We start from the raw sequence: 15,535 nt of genomic DNA on the forward strand, positions 1-15,535 counted from the left end.
GAGACAGGCGCTGGCCCCGGCTTGTAAGCGGCGTGCGGCATTCGGCCGGTAAACTATGGCCGGCAAGCGGCCCCGGCAATGCGCGACGGCCGGGATTTTCGCCCTGCCCGCCCTTGCCTAGAGTGATGCGGCACCCGCTAATCCGAGGCAGCCATGGCCATCGACAGTTATCCGCGCAATCTGACCGGCTATGGCGAACACCCGCCGGACCCGCGCTGGCCGGGCGGCGCGCGCATCGCCGTCAATATCGTCATCAACTATGAGGAAGGGGCCGAACGTACCATCCTCAATGGCGACGGCCAGTCGGAAACCCGCCTGTCGGACCTCTACAACCCGGCGCCGCGCATAGGCCTGCGCGACCAGAACATGGAATCGGCCTACGACTTCGGCAGCCGGGTCGGCGTCTGGCGTCTGCTGAAAATCCTCCGCCGCTATGACCTGCCCTACACGGTGTACGCGGTGGGCAGGGCATTGGAACTCAACCCCGCCGTGGCGGAAGCATTCGGCCGGGGCAATTGCGACATGGTCAATCACTGCTACCGCTGGATTGATCACTCCCTGATGGCGGAAGACACCGAACGCCAGCAGATCGCCCACGGCACCGACGTCATTACCCGCACCACCGGCAAGCGGCCGCGCGGCTTCTACGCCGGAATGCCAAGCCCCAACACCCGTCGCCTGATCATGGCGGCAGGCTATGACTATGACAGCGACGACTACAGCGACGAGATCCCGTTCTGGGTGGACCTCGGCGGCAGCCCCTTCCTCGTCCTGCCGGCCAGCCTCAACAATGGCGACACGCGATTTGCCCGCGGTCACGGCTTTAATTTTGCCCGCGACTATTTCACCGTCCTCAAGGACACCTTCGACTGGTTCTATGATGAAGCGGACCGTGACCTGGGACCGCGCATGATGTCGCTCGGCCTGCATAGCCGGCTGATCGGCCATCCCAGCCGCATCGCCGGACTCACCCGAACCCTTGACTATATGCTGACCAAACCGGACGTGTGGTTCTGCCGCCGTGAGGAAATCGCCGATCACTGGCGGCGCACTCACCCACCGGCCGGCCGGCCTGCCCATCCGACCGCGACAGGGGGCTGAGCCTGTGACCATCGATTCCTATCCGCGCGACCTCACCGGCTATGGCGCCAATCCGCCGCGCGATCCCTGGCCCGGCGGCGCGCGCCTCGCGGTCAATATCGTCCTCAACTATGAAGAAGGGGCCGAGCGTACCCTCCTCAACGGCGACGGCCAGTCGGAAACCCGCCTCTCCGACATCTACAATCCCGCTCCTCTCATCGGCCGCCGCGATCAGAACATGGAATCGGCCTATGAGTATGGCAGCCGGGTCGGTGTGTGGCGGTTGCTGCGCTTGCTGGAATCCCGCGGTGTGCCGTTTACCACCTATGCGGTGGGCCGTGCGCTGGAGCTCAACCCGGCCGCCGCCGCGGCCCTGGGCGAAGCCGATTGCGACATGGTCAACCACTGCTGGCGATGGCTCGACTATTCACTCATGGCCGAGGAGGCGGAACGGGCCGACATCGCCCATGGCACCGACGCCATCGCCCGCCTGACGGGAAAGCGGCCACGCGGCTATTACGCCGGCATGCCGAGCCCCAACACCCGCCGCCTGGTCATGGACCATGGCGGCTATGACTTCGACTGCGACGCCTATAACGACGATATTCCCTATTGGGTGCGCGTCGGCGAGCAGCCCTTCCTGGTCATTCCGGGCAACCTCAACAGCGGCGATACCCGCTATGCCCGCGGCCACGGCTTTGACCTGGCCGACGACTTCTACACCTACCTGAAGGACTCCTTCGACTGGCTCTATGCAGAGGGCGAGGAAACGCCGCGCCTGCTCAGCGTCTTTCTCCACTGCCGGGTCATCGCCCATCCCGGCCGCATCGCCGGGCTGGCCCGCCTCATCGACTATATGATGAAGCACGACAAGGTGTGGTTCTGCCAGCGCAGCCAGATCGCCGACCACTGGATCGCCAACCATCCGCCGGACGCCCCGTGATGACCATCCACAGCCACGACAACTATCCGCGCAACCTGATCGGCTATGGTGAGCATCCGCCGGACCCGCAATGGCGGGGCGGCGCCCGTGTGGCGGTCAATATCGTGGTCAATTACGAGGAAGGGGCGGAGCGCACCATCCTCAACGGCGACGGCCAGTCGGAAACCCGCCTGTCGGACCTATACAACCCGCAGCCGATGATCGGCCGGCGCGACCAGAACATGGAGTCCTTCTATGACTTCGGCGCGCGCATCGGTGTCTGGCGGCTGCTCAGGATTCTGCGGCGCTTTGACCTGCCCTTCACGGTCTATGCGGTCGGCCGGGCGCTGGAGCTCAATCCCGTCGTGGCCGCCGCCTTCGGCCAGGCCGATTGCGACATGGTCAATCACTGCTGGCGCTGGATTGACCACGCCACCATGGCGGAAGATACGGAGCGCGAGCAGATGGCGCGCGCCACCGACGCCATTACGCGCCTCACCGGCAAACGGCCGCGTGGCTTCTATGCCGGCCTGCCCAGCCCCAATTCCCGCCGCCTGGCGATGGAGGCTGGCTATGAGTATGACTGCGACGACTATAGCGACGAGATTCCGTTGTGGGTGACGGTGGCGGGCCGTCCCTTCCTGGTTATTCCCGAGACTCTCAACACCGACGACACGCGCTATTTGCGCGGTGCCGGGTTCAACTTCGCCGACGACTATTTCACCTGCCTCAGGGATCACTTCGACTGGCTGTATGACGAGGGCGCCCGCGACATGGGGCCTCGCATGATGACCGTCGGCCTGCATAGCCGGCTGATCGGCCATGCCAGCCGCATCGCCGGCCTGACCCGCCTGCTCGACCACATGACCGCCAGGCCCGATGTCTGGTTCTGCCGCCGCGAACAGATCGCCGACCACTGGCGAAGGGTCCACCCGCCGGCGGGCTAGGATCCTGGCGGTTCAACCCGCCGCCAGATTAGGACATCTGCCGTCACGCGGCGGACTTCACCGCTTCCTTGCCCCTGGCCACATAGGCCTCCAGCTCTTCGCGGATAGCCGGGTCCAGGGGCGGTTGCTCATAGTCCTTGAGCATCTGCTTCCAGATGGCGTTGGCCCGCTGGGTGGCGGTGAGGGCACCGTCCTCCGACCAGTTCTCGAAGTTGCGCCAGTCGCTGACCATGGGCTCGTAGAAGGCGGTGTTGTATCGCTGAATCGTGTGCGGGCTGCCGAAGAAATGCCCGCCGGGGCCGACCCCGGCAATGGCCTCGACGCCGAGATTTTCCTCCGAGGTGTCGAAGGGCTTCATGAATTCGGCCACCATCTGCAGCATTTCCGCGTCCAGAATCAGCTTCTCGAAACTGGCGGTGAGGCCGCCTTCCAGCCAGCCGGCGGCGTGCAGGACGAAATTGACCCGGCCCAGGATAATTCCCCAGAGACTCATCTCCGCCTCATAGGCCGCCTGGGCATCCGGCGCATTGGACGCCGTCACATTGCTTGACCGGTAGGGCACGCCATAGCGCCGGGTAAGCTGGCCCGAGGCGATGGTGGTGCGGGTATATTCCGGCGTGCCAAAGGCCGGTGCGCCGGTCCGCATATCCACGTTCGAGGTGAACGCGCCATACATGACGGGGGATCCCGCGCGCACCGTCTGCACCAGGGCAATGCCCATAAGGGCTTCGGCGTTCTGCTGTACCAGGGCGCCTTCCAGGCTGACCGGGCACATGGCGCCGGCCAGGGTAAACGGCGTAAAGATCACCGTCTGATTGTGCCGCGCCAGGGTAATCAGCCCCTGGCTCATCTCCTTGTCGAGACGCAGCGGCGAGTTCATGTTGACCACGCCATCCACATTGGTATGACGGCAGAACGCCTCCTCGCTCTCACCGAAGGCGATGGCCGCCATCTCGATGCCGCGCCGCGCGTCGGCCCGGCCGAAGGCGCCGCCATACATGGGCTTGTCGGCCAGGATGATGCTGTCCAGCATCAGGTCATAGCCGCGGGTCTCCGCCGGCAGGTCATGCGGCACGAAGCCGGAGCCCGCCCGGTGCAGGATATTGAGGTGCTGGGTCAGACGCAGGAAGTCCTGGCACTCCGCATGGGTGCCGCGCCGGCGCGGGATGTCCAGGGTGCTCATGAAGGCGGGACCGCCGACCGGACTGAACACCAGATTAGGGCCGCCTATTTCCACCGACCGCTCAGGATTGCGGGCCCGGTGGGTCCAGGATGATGGCGCCTTGGCGATCTGGGTCTCGATGAAGTCCGCCTCGAACCGCACCCGACCGGTAGTGTGGTTCACGGCACAGCCGGCCGCGTGGAGAATCCGGCAGGCTTCCGGATCCATGACCTCGACGCCGGTCTCCTTCAGCACCCTGAGGCTGGCCCGGTGGATGTCCTCGATCTGATCGTCGCTCAGGACCCGCATGGGCTCCCATTGGTGGCGCAGGCGACGCGCCGGCAACTGGCGGACCGTAAGGCCGGTGGGGCGGGCGTCCTGGCGGCGGCGGCGGCCGGCGGCGGGGGTGCGGGTCATGGGGCTCTCCTCACATATCTTCTGGCGTGTCCGACCGCACGATGACCGCGCACCGGACCGCGGGCAAGGCCCTGGCGCGATCCGCCGCCAACCCGCCTGCCCCACCAAAAAAAGGCGCCGCGGCCAAGCCGGCCGCGGCGCCTCTGTTCTGCTTGTTGCCGGCCGATGGCCGGCGCAACAGGTCTACTGGTCCGACATCATCATGTCTTCGCCGGCAACCATCAGATCCATGTGCTGGCTGACCTGGTTGAGGCCGCCCTCACCGGCAGCCCATGTGATCTGGCCATCGCCATTGACGTCGACGCCGACGATGATCTGATCGGCCAGGGTCGCCGCCGCGCGGGCGAAGGGCGCCGCCTGCCGGCTGGAACTGGCCGCCAGAACGCCCAGAGCCTGCGCCACCAGCAGTTCCGAACGCTCGATGACGTTCTGCGCGCTGGTCGCCACATGCTCGGCATGCAGTTTCACATTGTCACTGGCATCGGGACTGGCCGCCGCCAGATTGACGTGGGTGATGATGTCCTGCGCCGCGGCGCGCACGCCGTAGTTCAGCGCCGGACCTTCCGCCTGGAACGCCGGGTCAATGGCGTGGATGACGTTGCGCGCATGCTCCTGCGCCTTCGCCAGGTCCGACAGATTGGCCACCATCAGGCCGGCCTGCGACAGAGCCATGAAGGCTTCCGCATTGGCCGCCGGCAAAAGACCCAGTTGGTTCGGCGCCAGCGCCCATGTGGTCGTAATGTGACCGATGTGGGCGTGCGCCTCCTGGGCCGAGGCCTGCCCCGCCCCCAGCATAAGGCCGATCACCACGACTGGTGCCGCCAGAAGCGACGAAATGTTTCTGATCTTCCTGCTCATAGGTCCGACCTTTTATAGTTACTCCCCCCGCGGGGCCCCTCAGGGTGGCACCCTACGACATTCCGCGAAGCTTTGGAAAGCCTCACCATCCGCTCCCGGTGCCCTTCGGCCGGCCGCCGCGCTGTCCGGCACCGGGCCCTGATTCGGCCCGATTGCGTCCACCGCCCTTGTCTTGGCCGGGCCGCTTGCGCGACCATGGCCGTCTTCCCGGCCATTGGCCACCCGGCCATGTTTGCGCCGCACCCCCGCATCACCTGTGAGGCTCCATGCTGGTCATCCTGTCACCCGCCAAGAAGCTGGATTTCACGCCGGCGCCGCTGCCGCTGGCGCCGACCCGACCGGCGCTCTCCCGTGACAGCGCGGAGCTGGTGCAGCGGGTCAAACAGTTAAAACGGTCCGACATCGCGCGCCTGATGCGGCTCAGCGAGTCTCTGGCCGACCTCACTCGCGAACGGTTCCAGGCACTGGGCGACAAGGCGTCGCGGGCGGCGGCGCAGCCGGCCATCCGCGCTTTTCGCGGCGACACCTATCTTGGTCTGGCCGCGGATGATTTCACTGCCGAGGATCTGGCCTTCGCGCAGGACCATGTGCGCATTCTCTCCGGCCTCTATGGTCTGCTGCGGCCGCTCGACGCCATAGAGCCCTATCGTCTGGAAATGGGCACCCGTCTGAAGACCGACCGCGGCGCCACTCTTTACGATTTCTGGGGCGACAAGCTGGCGGCGGCGGCGCGCAAGGCGGTGGCCGCCAGTGACGGTGATCGGACCATCGTCAACCTGGCCTCCAATGAATATTTCCGCGCTCTGCCGCAGGCCGCTCTCGACCTGCCGGTGGTTACCCCGGTCTTCAAAATTCGCTATGGCGACAAGATCAAAAGCGAGGGATTTCCGGCCAAGAAGGCGCGCGGCATGATGGCCCGCTACATCGTCCGCCAGCGCATCAATGAGACGGCCGGCCTGCGCGATTTCCGTGACGGCGGCTACCGCTATCAGTCGACCCTGTCCGATGACAGCCAGTGGATCTTTCTGCGCAAGGGCGATTGACCCGACCGGCGGTTCGGGGAATTGTCGCCCCACCTGCGTTCGTCTGAACCCGCCTGCCCCGCGCCGGCCCCCGCCATCCGTTGAAGGCTGCCGATGCCCCGTCTGGTCCTCCTGCGTCACGGCCAAAGCCAGTGGAATCACGAAAAGCGGTTCACCGGCTGGGCTGACGTGGACCTGACCGAAACCGGCGTGCGAGAGGCCGAGCACGCGGCCGCGCTGCTGCGTCGCAACCACATCACGCCGGGCGTCTGCTTTACCTCGTATCTGCGCCGCGCCATTCGCACCCTGTGGATCGTCATGGAGCAGATGGACCTCATGTGGCTGCCGGTGATCCGCGACTGGCGGCTCAACGAACGGCACTACGGCGCGCTGCAGGGACGGCTGCGGTCAGAGGTAGCGGCGGAAGTCGGTCTGGACCTGGTACGCGCCTGGCGTCGCAGCTATGGCGAGCGCCCGCCCCCCCTGGCCGAGGACGATCCGCGCTTTCCCCGGCTGGACCCGCGCTATGCGGATCTCGGCCCGGCGGCATGGCCGGCCACCGAGAGTCTGGCCGATACGGTCAAGCGCGTGGTGCCGGTGTGGGACGGCCAGATCGTCCCCGCCCTGCGCGGCGGGCGCACGGTCCTGATCTCGGCCCACGGCAACAGCCTGCGCGCCCTCATCATGCATATTGACCGCATGTCGCCGGAGGATGTGCCGGCCCTGGAGATTCCGACCGGCCGGCCGCTGGTCTATGAACTGGACGATGCCATGCAGCCGCTGTCCCACGGCTATCTGCACGAGGCACCGCCCCTGGCGGCGCCGACCGCCGACTAGGGCGATCCGGGAGCGACGGACCCGGAGGCCACGAAACGCTCGCGGCGTTCGCGGGCGCCGACGGTCCGGCTGTGCCGCGCCCCGTCGTCCGGACTGTCCCCGTCGTCTGCGTCGTCCGCTTCATCATAGGCGTCATTTGGGGCGTCATTTGGGGCGCCATTTGCGGTTGATGAATCGTCGGGGCCGGCCTCGCTGGCCTGCGGCGCGACGGCGCTGCCGGCGGCCAGCGGCACCCACAGGCTGGCGCGGGTGCCCACACCCGGCGCCGAGTCGATGTCCAGCCGGCCGCCATGCAGCGCCGCCACGCGTCGCGCATAGGTCAGACCGATGCCGATGCCCGACGCGCCAGCCGACGACGGGTCGCGCAGCCTGGCAAAAGGCAGGATGGCGCGTTCCAGGTCTTCCGCGCTCATGCCGCTGCCGGTGTCCACCACCGCCAGGCAAACGCCACGCACACCGCGCCCGTCACTTTCCTGCGTCAGCCGCACGACCACCTGGCCGCCCGGCGGCGAATGATCGATGGCGTTTTCCAGAAGGGCCGCAAGCGCCTCGCCCAGACGGGTGGCATCGCTGGCCACCGCCGGCATCGCGCTGTCCGCATGGACGCGCAGGGTGACACCCCGCGCCACCGCGGCGCGGGCGAAGCGGCCGAGGGTTTCACGGGCCAGGCTCTCGATATCCGTGCGATGCATGGTCAGCGCCAGGCCGCTGGTTTCCGCCGCGGCCAGTTGGGTCAGACGATCCACCATCTCGACCAGTTGGCCGCTGCTGCGGGAAATGCTGCGGGCATAGTCCTTGTAGACCGGCATGCCCAGCGGCCCCATGGTCTCCTCGGCCATCAGATCGGCAAACCCGTTGACCGCGTTCAGCGGCGTACGCAGCTCGTGGCTGAGGTGGGCCAGAACACGCCAGCGCTCGCGCCGCTCCAGAACCAGATCACGGCGCATCCGCGACAGCCGGCGGGCCAGACGATCGATGCGGATGCGGGCTTCTTCCGCCCGCCGCGCCTGGCGCGCCATGTTGCGCCCCAGATAAGTCAGAACCGCCGCATACATCAGCGCGAAGAAGCCGATCTCACGGCACGGGCTGGGACAGGTCATCAATCCGGCCGCGAACGGCAGCAGCGCACCGAGCTGATAGCCCATGAACGGGGCCAGCGCGCCAATGGATGACGCCAGCGCGCCCATGGTCATGCCGATCAGGATGACCGCCAGCAGCAGGACCGGGGTCAGGCCAGGCACGGTCATCACCAGCCACGCCGCACCGATGCCCCACACCAGGCCCGAGGCGGTAGCGCCGGCGACCGCGACCCGATAGGCCCGCCGCCGCGCCGCGCCGCGCAGGGCAAAGGCCCGGCCGGCGACACTGTGCAGGTGGGCGATGCGCACCGCCGCCGCCGCCACTGCCGCCGCAAGCCAGATCAGCAGGCCGTTCTGCGGCGCACTGTCCTGAAACAAGGCGACGACCAGCCCGGTGCCCAGCGGATTGGCCAGAACGACCGCGACGCGGCCCCACATGCCTTCAAGACGAAAACGCAGCAGCTTGGAACGCGCACCGGCCAGTCCGTCCGGATTGGCCGGACTGAGCTCGTCGTCTGAATCGCTGGCGGCTGGCCCCGTGGCCGGTCTACCGGCCGGGGACTGCGCCGCGCCCGGCCACGCGGCTGTCCGCAATACGGTGGATTGCCCCTCGTCGGACGCATCGACATTGGCCAGCGGGGCGCAGGCAGGAATGGCCGGAGCGCCCGTGGTGGAAACAGGCGTGGTGGAAACTGGCATGTTGGAAACAAGCGTGGGGGAGGCTGGCATGGGGCAGGCTGTCACAGGAATAGGGGGAATAGGGTCATGGGGTCCGGTCAGGCGGCAGGCAAGGGTTCTAAGCTGCGCCAGACTGACCAACTATTCCTTAAGCGATGTTAACTGGTTCACAAAATTCTCTGCTTTGCCCCCGCCGGAGGGACAGGCCCGGCCTACTGCACCTCCAGCAGCTCCACCTCGAACAGCAGGGTGGCGTCGGGCGGGATCGGCCCGCGGCCGCGCGCGCCATAGGCCAGATGCGGCGGAATGATCAGGGTCCGCTTGCCGCCCACGGCCATGCCGGCGACTCCCTGGTCCCAGCCGCGGATGACCTGGCCGCTACCCAGGACAAAGCTGAAGGGCTCGCCGCGATCCAGCGAGCTGTCGAACTTTTCGCCGCGCGCGCCGTCGCGATACAGCCAGCCCGTATAATGGACCCGCACCCGCTGGCCGGCTTCGGCCACCGCGCCTTCGCCCGCCGCATCGTCACTCACCAGCAGGTCCGCCGGCGCCGCCATGGTGCTGCTCGCTGCGCCGTCCTGGGCGCCGTCCATCCGGCCGCCGCCGTCGGTGACGCGAAAGGCGTAGATACCGATGGCGACGATGGCCGCCAGAACGGCGAGGATCAGAAGGGTTGCCTGACCGCGTGGCATGAGGTGACTCCCGGGACTGTTCGTTGGGGGGGAGGTGTGTTGAGAGTTGGGCTGGCCAGCAACGCACTGGGTGCAGCGCCAATGTGAGCGGCAAAGTGTTACGGCGCAACCGGCGGAACGCCACCGCAAGAGCCTATCCGCCCACCGCTGGCCGCGCCATGCCCGTCACCTGAGGATGACGGGCATGGCGCGGCTGCGTGAGGTGCTATCTCATTTTGCGCCCGGAGCGGCAGTCACCTCTCTCCTAGCGATGTTGCCTGGGGGTAGAATCTGCCAATCCATTCCAGCTTCACTCTAGTAAAGGCATCGCGCGAGCACTTACCGTGGCCCCACTCTGGCGGGAAGAAAGCAGCCAAATGCTCGCCAGCCTGAATGGCAAGACGTCCCATTTCTGACAAAACAGCTTCAAGCGCGGTGGCCTCCATGAAGGGGCCAATCACGGCATCGCTACCCTTCTCTGGACACATCATGTGTACCGATTTCATACTCGGATGACCTGCGAGTTCAGAAAACTGTGCGTAAAGTTCCGTGCGCCTCCCACTCTTAAATCCGTCACGCTTGTCTAGGGCATCTCTCACTTTAACTGGAGCGAACTCTTTCATACGTTCTCGTTTGTCGGCAAACCGCCAGCGCTTGATGGCGTTTCGGTCTGTCTTGAATAAATCCAGAAGAAAGACCGTTTCCAAAACGTCGCGCATGATCAGAGTGCTGTTTTGCACATAGCCGGAGAGCGCTAACTTGAGGCTTGCGCCAAACGCATTGAACATTCGCATCCCGAGAATCTGAACTACCTTCATATCCTCCTCATCGGTCTCAAATTGTCGAAGTACGTCAGCCAAATCCATCGCACTTTCAACGACAAAAAGGTGTATGGAGAGGCGGTCATCAGACTTAACCAGAGCCAGCGCCTTCTCGCGTAGTTGTTCCTCCTGGGTATGCAGGCACTTGAGATTCTCAGGGATTGCTTCGCTTGGCATATCGTTCGGGGCTGTTTACTCGGTTGGGGAAAATCTGCTGCATTCTAGGTCATGACCCGCTCAACCTGAGCAGCCCAAGAACTGAGCGGCCCGCCGTTGCCGTTTCCGGCAGGCTAGCCGGCGTTGCACCTGCGCCGCTGGCGACCCTATTCCAGTCCCATCTCCCAGAACGCCGCCTCGAAGCGGGCGGCCTGATCGAAGATGGCGCTGAGCGAGGCGAAGCGCGCGTCGCCGCCGCGGCTCTTCCACAACCGGTCGAGCTCCGCCAGGTGCTGGCGCGTCACCGTCTGATACGCCTCGCCGGCATAGGTGGCGATCCACTGGCCATAGGGGTGACCGGCCGGATCGAACGGCGCGCCGTTCCGGCCGTCGCCCAGGGCGCGGGCGACCGAGCGGCCGATCTCCGCATAGCCCACCGTGCACGGCGTCATCGCCACCCGCAGGTCCAGCAGATCGCCGGACATGCCGCGTTCCATCTGAAAGCTGGTATAGGCCAGCGTCGTCGGGTGCATGGCGCGCGGCCGCCAACCGTCGGCGGAGTCGTCGCCCCCGTCATCAGGCCTGCTATCGGGCCCACTATCAGGCGCGTCACCGGGCGTGTCGGGCGTCTTCTCGCCCAGTTGCTCGGCCATGTCATCCTGCATGCCGCCCTCAACCTCCAGCAGGCTGACCGCCGAGTTAAGCGCGTGCCGCATGGCCGCCACCGTATCCGCCTTGACCGCGGCGAGCGCATGGGCGCGGGCAAACTGCACGATGTAGAGATGGTCCTGCGCCAGATAGGTGCGGAACGCCGCTGCGGGCAGGCTGCCGTCGGCCAGCGCAGCGACAAAGCGATGGCCCACATGGGCCTGCCACGTTCCGGCACTGCGGGCCCGCAGCCGGGCGAACAGGCTGTCCGCCCCGTAGAGGTCGGCGAAGGCATCCGCCGGCAGAGGCGCATAGTCCATGGGGTCTAGCCCAGCAGCAGGTTGTTGACCTCGTCCGGCAGACGCACCGTCAGCCCGTCCAGCTCTTCGGTCATGATGATCTGACAGCCGAGGCGCGACGTGGCGGTCAGGCCGAAGGCCAGGTCCAGCATGTCCTCCTCGTCCTCGCTGGCCTCGGCCAGCCGCTCATAGTCTTCCGGCGCGACGATCACATGGCAGGTCGAGCACGACAGCGAGCCCTCGCACGCGCCCTCGATATTGATGCCGTGACGGTGGGCGATTTCCATGACCGACAGACCGACCGGCGCGTCCACGTGGTGGCGGGTGCCGTCGGGGTCGATGAAGGTCAGTTTCGGCATAGCGGTCCTGCAGGTTCGGCGGGTCGGAAATACGGCACACGCGGCGCATCGGTCGGGCGCCGCATACGTGACAGGTTGGTAGCACTCACGTCGCCGTGCCGGAAGCCTTGCCGGAGGTGCTGGCCGGCGCGGCGGACGCCTGGCCGGACGCGGCGGCTGGCGGTGTGGCCCGGCGCAGACGGCCGATGGCGGCGGTCAGCAGGTCGCCGGCGCGCGCCACCTGGTCATCGCTGGTGAAGCGGCCGATGGCCAGGCGAAAGCTCTCCATTGCCGCCTGCCGGTCGAGGCCCAGCGCGGTCAGAACATAGGACGGCTCCGGCGCACCGGAAGCGCAAGCCGAACCGGTGGACAGGCACAGCTCCGGCACGGCCGCCAACAGGTCCTGTGCGGCGACGCCCGCCACCCGCAGATTGAGGCTGCCTGGCAGACGCGGCTGCCCGGCGCCGTTGAGGCTGATGCCGCCCGCCTCCTGCGCCAGACGCTGGTGCAGGCGCTGCGCCAGGCGGTCGAGGCGGGCCGCGTCCTGCGCCATCTCCAGGCCGGCCAGGCGCGCCGCCTCGCCCAGGCCGATGATCAACGGCGCGGCCAGGGTACCGGCGCGCAGCCCCTGCTCCTGGCCGCCGCCGTCGAACAGCGGCTCCAGGCGCACCCGCGGCCGCCGCCGTACATAAAGAACGCCAATGCCTTTGGGGCCGTACATCTTGTGGCCCGACAGGCTCATCAGGTCGATATTCTGCGCCTGCACGTCCAGCGCCACCTTGCCGAAGGCCTGCGCCGCATCGCAGTGCAGAAGGATGCCGCGAGCGCGGGTCAGCCGGCCGATCTCCGCCAGCGGCGCCAGTACGCCGATCTCATTGTTGGCGGCCATCACCGACACCAGCCGCGTATCCGGCTGCAGCGCCGCCGCCACCGCCGCCGCGTCCGGCACACCGCCCGCGCCCGGCGCCAGGCGGGTCACGCGCCAGCCCTCACCCTCCAGCCGGCGGCAGCTCTCCAGCACACATTTGTGCTCGGTAGCGAAAGTGACCATGTGGCCCGGCAGCTCACCAATGCGGGCGCGATGTTTCACGTGAAACATCGCCGTGCCCTTGATCGCCAGATTATTGGCTTCGGTGGCGCCGCTGGTGAAGATGATCTCGCGCGGATCGGCGTTGATCAGATCGGCCACCTGCCGCCGCGCGGTGGCCACCGCCGCCTCGGCGGTACGGCCCATGACATGTTCGATGGACGCCGGATTGGCGAACTCCGCCTCCAGCCACGGCCGCATGGCGTCCAGCACCCGCCGGTCTAGCGGCGTGGTGGCGTGATGATCGAGATAGATCAGAGGCCGCGAGCGCTCGCCGTCCATCAGGCCACCTGCACGGCTGGCCCGGCGGCGTCGGCGGCGAGGCGGATCCAGGCGGCCAGGAAATGATCCACCGCCGCCTCGCTGGTGGTCGGGCCAAGGCTGATGCGCACGGTCTGGCCGGCCAGCCGACCGGCCCCCATGGCCGCCAGCACAGGGGACGCGGCGACCTTGCCGGAAGAGCACGCACTGCCGGCGCTGACTGCGATTCCCGCCAGGTCGAGGGCAATGACCTGGGTCTCGGCGGCAACCCCCGGCAGGGCCAGCGCGGTAGTGTTGGGCAGGCGCGGGACATCCCGGCCCCAGACCGTGGCGGCCGGTACGGCGGCCAGCGCCGCCGCTTCCAGCCGGTCGCGCAGAGCGGTCATGTGGCCGGCCGCAGGGCGCCAGCCGGCCAGCGCCTGCGCCGCCGCGGCACCGAAGCCGGCCAGCGCCGGCACCGCCTCCGTGCCGGCCCGCCGCCGGCGCTCCTGGCCGCCGCCCGCCAGCAGCGGCCGGATCTCCAGCCCATCGGCCAGAACCAGTGCCGCGGCGCCTTTGGGACCACCCAGCTTGTGGGCCGACAGGGACATCATGTGCACCCCCAGCGCCAGCAGGTCACAGGCCATGCGGCCCGGCGCCTGCACCGCATCACAGTGAACCAGGGCGCCCACGGCGCGGGCCAGGGCGGCGACCTCGGCCACCGGCTGAATGACGCCGGTCTCGTTATTGGCCAGCATGAGCGACACCAGACCCGGCCGGTGGCGGGCGATGAGTTCGGCCGCCGCGGTGACGTCCAGCCGGCCCGTCGCGGTCACCGGCAGGTGGACCCGCCGCGCCGCCGGCAGGGCGCCAAGCGGCGCCAGGAGGCTGTCATGTTCGATGGCCGAGACGGCGACGGGACGGCCGGCCGGCGCCTGGTGCAGGGCCAGCCCATTGGCCTCCGTGCCACTCGCGGTGAAGACGATTCCCGAGGGCGCAACACCGGCCAGCGCGGCGACCTGCTCGCGGGCATCCTCCACCAGGCGGCGGGCGGCGCGGCCGGCGCCATGGACCGAGGAGGGATTTCCCGTCACCTCCAGTGCGGCAATGACAGCTGCCCGCGCCACCGGCGACAGGGGCGCCGTGGCGTTCCAGTCGAGATAGGTCAGCGGCGCGGCCGGCGCAGTAATCATGGGCGGAGCGGTCATGGGCGCCTAGTCAGCAGGCTGGTCGAAAAGCCGGACAAGAGGCAGCCGGCCTAGCCACCGCAGGAGGAACGACGCTGATCGGGCGCCACCGCACCGGATCCGGCCAGCTTACCGGTAGTGCCGGTAGTGCCACCAGCACCCGCCGGGTCGCTGACGTCTGAACCGGCAGATTCCTTGCCGGATCGGGCGTTTTCCATCTCCGCCAGACGGCGGGTCAGCTCCGCCACCTTCTGGTTGAGGCCGTCCAGAGCGCGGGCCACCGGGTCGGGCGCGCCGGCCGGCGTGCCATAGGCGGCAAACTGCGTCACCTCGTCACTGGGCCGGGGGCCGACGGCGCGAGCCGGGATGCCGACGACTGTGGTGTTCTCGGCCACGTCCTTGAGGACCACCGCATTGGCGCCGACGCGGGCGTTTCGGCCAACGGTAATGGGGCCCAGGATCTGTGCGCCCGAACCGACGATCACCCCGTCCAGCAGGGTGGGGTGGCGCTTCTGATTGACCTGCGCGGCGGAATCCACTGCCGGCGAGATGCCGCCCAGGGTGACGTCGTGATAGAGCGTCACATCATTGCCGATTTCCGCCGTTTCACCGATGACCACGCCGGTGGCATGGTCAATGAAGAAGCCATGGCCGATGACCGCGCCGGGATGGATTTCTATGCCGGTGAGGAAGCGCGCGAACAGGGAGATGAAGCGGGCCGGAAAGCGCAGCCGCCACAGCCACAGCCGGTGCGACAGCCGGTACCAGAAGATGGCGTGGAAGCCGGGATAGAGCAGCACCACCTCGGCAGCCGAGCGGGCGGCCGGATCGCGCCGCATAAACGCCTGGATATCCCTCTGCAAGTCCTTGAAATACATAGTGAACTCGCGTCAATTGTTGTATTGGACCGGCGCATCACCTATAGTCATCGGGCAATCAGCGCCTGCTACGGACCCGTCCGGACGGCGCCTGCCCGCCAGCGCCACCAGCCCCCCTGCCCGACGGCAGAGACATGGCGCCACGGCGCGTCGGCCCGTTCATCAAGCGGGATATAGAGCGCGGAACGGAGCCGGTCAAACGGCCGAC

Annotated in this window: 15 protein-coding genes; 5 read left to right on the forward strand and 10 right to left on the reverse strand. The window is 67.4% G+C overall.

Annotation, left to right across the window (positions count from 1 at the left end):
• Positions 1–153: 153 nt before the first annotated feature.
• Genes RIE31_11925 through RIE31_11935 form a run of 3 tightly spaced genes read left to right on the forward strand, consistent with a single transcriptional unit; the run spans position 154 to position 2,949 of the window.
• Positions 154–1,101, forward strand: coding sequence for a polysaccharide deacetylase family protein (locus tag RIE31_11925; GenBank protein ID MEQ8641293.1), 948 nt, complete (start codon positions 154–156; stop codon positions 1,099–1,101).
• Between the two features lie 4 nt (positions 1,102–1,105).
• The gene (locus tag RIE31_11930) at positions 1,106–2,023 is read left to right on the forward strand and encodes a polysaccharide deacetylase family protein (protein ID MEQ8641294.1); all 918 of its coding nucleotides are present in this window, start codon (positions 1,106–1,108) and stop codon (positions 2,021–2,023) included.
• Entirely contained in the window at positions 2,023–2,949 is a 927-nt protein-coding gene (locus RIE31_11935) for a polysaccharide deacetylase family protein (protein MEQ8641295.1), read from the forward strand. Before RIE31_11930 ends, RIE31_11935 begins: the two co-directional genes overlap by 1 nt.
• A gap of 43 nt (positions 2,950–2,992) precedes the next feature.
• Here RIE31_11935 and RIE31_11940 read toward each other — a convergent pair whose 3' ends face one another.
• The gene (locus RIE31_11940; GenBank protein MEQ8641296.1) at positions 2,993–4,528 is read right to left on the reverse strand and encodes a trimethylamine methyltransferase family protein; all 1,536 of its coding nucleotides are present in this window, start codon (positions 4,526–4,528) and stop codon (positions 2,993–2,995) included.
• Between the two features lie 183 nt (positions 4,529–4,711).
• Entirely contained in the window at positions 4,712–5,386 is a 675-nt protein-coding gene (locus RIE31_11945; GenBank protein ID MEQ8641297.1) for a hypothetical protein, read from the reverse strand.
• A 266-nt stretch (positions 5,387–5,652) separates the two neighbouring features.
• On the opposite strand from RIE31_11945, the gene yaaA reads away from it, so the two are divergent.
• Both yaaA and gpmA read left to right on the forward strand, forming a co-directional pair.
• Positions 5,653–6,429 carry a peroxide stress protein YaaA gene (gene yaaA, locus RIE31_11950; GenBank protein MEQ8641298.1) on the forward strand — a complete coding sequence of 259 codons (777 nt, stop codon included), beginning with the start codon at positions 5,653–5,655 and terminating at the stop codon, positions 6,427–6,429.
• 93 nt (positions 6,430–6,522) lie between these two features.
• Positions 6,523–7,245 (forward strand): 2,3-diphosphoglycerate-dependent phosphoglycerate mutase, encoded by a 723-nt coding sequence (gene gpmA, locus RIE31_11955; protein MEQ8641299.1) that lies wholly within the window; start codon positions 6,523–6,525, stop codon positions 7,243–7,245.
• Here the strand turns inward: gpmA and RIE31_11960 are convergent.
• From RIE31_11960 to epsC, 8 genes are all read right to left on the reverse strand, one after another.
• Positions 7,242–9,053, reverse strand: a complete 1,812-nt coding sequence (locus RIE31_11960; GenBank protein MEQ8641300.1) for a HAMP domain-containing sensor histidine kinase — start codon at positions 9,051–9,053, stop codon at positions 7,242–7,244. The two genes, gpmA and RIE31_11960, sit on opposite strands and share 4 nt — an antisense overlap.
• Positions 9,054–9,214: 161 nt before the next feature.
• On the reverse strand, positions 9,215–9,694 hold the full coding sequence (locus RIE31_11965) for an FKBP-type peptidyl-prolyl cis-trans isomerase (protein ID MEQ8641301.1): 480 nt from the start codon (positions 9,692–9,694) through the stop codon (positions 9,215–9,217).
• A gap of 233 nt (positions 9,695–9,927) precedes the next feature.
• Positions 9,928–10,671, reverse strand: a complete 744-nt coding sequence (locus RIE31_11970) for a hypothetical protein (GenBank protein MEQ8641302.1) — start codon at positions 10,669–10,671, stop codon at positions 9,928–9,930.
• A gap of 146 nt (positions 10,672–10,817) precedes the next feature.
• Complete coding sequence (locus RIE31_11975; protein ID MEQ8641303.1) at positions 10,818–11,618, reverse strand: TenA family protein; 801 nt, start codon at positions 11,616–11,618, stop codon at positions 10,818–10,820.
• A gap of 5 nt (positions 11,619–11,623) precedes the next feature.
• Positions 11,624–11,956 carry a ferredoxin family 2Fe-2S iron-sulfur cluster binding protein gene (locus RIE31_11980; protein MEQ8641304.1) on the reverse strand — a complete coding sequence of 111 codons (333 nt, stop codon included), beginning with the start codon at positions 11,954–11,956 and terminating at the stop codon, positions 11,624–11,626.
• 85 nt (positions 11,957–12,041) lie between these two features.
• Positions 12,042–13,304, reverse strand: a complete 1,263-nt coding sequence (locus RIE31_11985) for an aminotransferase class V-fold PLP-dependent enzyme (GenBank protein ID MEQ8641305.1) — start codon at positions 13,302–13,304, stop codon at positions 12,042–12,044.
• Complete coding sequence (locus tag RIE31_11990; GenBank protein MEQ8641306.1) at positions 13,304–14,470, reverse strand: cysteine desulfurase family protein; 1,167 nt, start codon at positions 14,468–14,470, stop codon at positions 13,304–13,306. Before RIE31_11990 ends, RIE31_11985 begins: the two co-directional genes overlap by 1 nt.
• 50 nt (positions 14,471–14,520) lie before the next feature.
• Positions 14,521–15,327 (reverse strand): serine O-acetyltransferase EpsC, encoded by an 807-nt coding sequence (gene epsC, locus RIE31_11995; protein ID MEQ8641307.1) that lies wholly within the window; start codon positions 15,325–15,327, stop codon positions 14,521–14,523.
• Between the last annotated feature and the right edge of the window lie 208 nt (positions 15,328–15,535).

It is taken from the genome of Alphaproteobacteria bacterium, from assembly GCA_040218575.1.
GTDB lineage: Bacteria > Pseudomonadota > Alphaproteobacteria > JAVJRE01 > JAVJRE01 > JAVJRE01.

Coding starts and splice junctions, on each gene's coding strand:
- RIE31_11970 (MEQ8641302.1), bottom strand. CDS start 10,671: ATGCCAAGCGAAGCAATCCCTGAGAATCTCAAGTGCCTGCATACCCAG.
- epsC (MEQ8641307.1), bottom strand. CDS start 15,327: ATGTATTTCAAGGACTTGCAGAGGGATATCCAGGCGTTTATGCGGCGC.
- yaaA (MEQ8641298.1), top strand. CDS start 5,653: ATGCTGGTCATCCTGTCACCCGCCAAGAAGCTGGATTTCACGCCGGCG.
- RIE31_11985 (MEQ8641305.1), bottom strand. CDS start 13,304: ATGGACGGCGAGCGCTCGCGGCCTCTGATCTATCTCGATCATCACGCC.
- RIE31_11975 (MEQ8641303.1), bottom strand. CDS start 11,618: ATGGACTATGCGCCTCTGCCGGCGGATGCCTTCGCCGACCTCTACGGG.
- RIE31_11945 (MEQ8641297.1), bottom strand. CDS start 5,386: ATGAGCAGGAAGATCAGAAACATTTCGTCGCTTCTGGCGGCACCAGTC.
- RIE31_11925 (MEQ8641293.1), top strand. CDS start 154: ATGGCCATCGACAGTTATCCGCGCAATCTGACCGGCTATGGCGAACAC.
- RIE31_11940 (MEQ8641296.1), bottom strand. CDS start 4,528: ATGACCCGCACCCCCGCCGCCGGCCGCCGCCGCCGCCAGGACGCCCGC.
- RIE31_11935 (MEQ8641295.1), top strand. CDS start 2,023: ATGACCATCCACAGCCACGACAACTATCCGCGCAACCTGATCGGCTAT.
- RIE31_11960 (MEQ8641300.1), bottom strand. CDS start 9,053: ATGCCAGCCTCCCCCACGCTTGTTTCCAACATGCCAGTTTCCACCACG.
- RIE31_11965 (MEQ8641301.1), bottom strand. CDS start 9,694: ATGCCACGCGGTCAGGCAACCCTTCTGATCCTCGCCGTTCTGGCGGCC.
- RIE31_11990 (MEQ8641306.1), bottom strand. CDS start 14,470: ATGACCGCTCCGCCCATGATTACTGCGCCGGCCGCGCCGCTGACCTAT.
- gpmA (MEQ8641299.1), top strand. CDS start 6,523: ATGCCCCGTCTGGTCCTCCTGCGTCACGGCCAAAGCCAGTGGAATCAC.
- RIE31_11980 (MEQ8641304.1), bottom strand. CDS start 11,956: ATGCCGAAACTGACCTTCATCGACCCCGACGGCACCCGCCACCACGTG.